Below are 401 nucleotides of genomic sequence, written 5' to 3'. Positions count from 1 at the left end.
CACCGCAGATCGATTTCACTGACGTTGAGTCGTTGACGGAGGGACCATGGGCGCTCGGAGTGCCGTCGTTGGCTGCGCAGGCTGGTCGGTACCGCGCACGCACGCCGCTCTGTTCGGCGAGGGCGACAGCGCATTGATGCGGTACGCCACGCGTTTTCCGGTCGTGGAGATCAATACCTCGTTCTATCGGCCACACCGCAGGGAGACCTACGCGCGCTGGGCCGCCGCCGTGCCGCGGACGTTCCGCTTTTCGGTGAAGCTGCCCAGAACGATCTCGCACGAAGCCAGACTGCGCGGCGTCGGACCGTTGCTGGATCGCTTCCTGGAAGAGACCGCGGGATTGGGAAACCGGCTCGGCGGCTATCTGCTCCAGCTTCCTCCCAGCCTGGCGCTCGACATGC

Annotated in this window: 1 protein-coding gene; it reads left to right on the top strand. The window is 65.6% G+C overall.

The genetic code is table 11. The features are described 5' to 3' along the window. Positions 1 to 46: 46 nt before the first annotated feature. On the top strand, positions 47 to 401 hold a 355-nt coding region (locus OH705_RS26895), incomplete at its 3' end, for a DUF72 domain-containing protein (protein WP_267303390.1).

Origin of the sequence: Pseudomonas sp. BJa3 (genome assembly GCF_026343815.1) — a bacterium.
Lineage (GTDB): Bacteria > Pseudomonadota > Gammaproteobacteria > Pseudomonadales > Pseudomonadaceae > Aquipseudomonas > Aquipseudomonas soli.
This window is presented reverse-complemented; position numbering and strand designations above follow the sequence as displayed.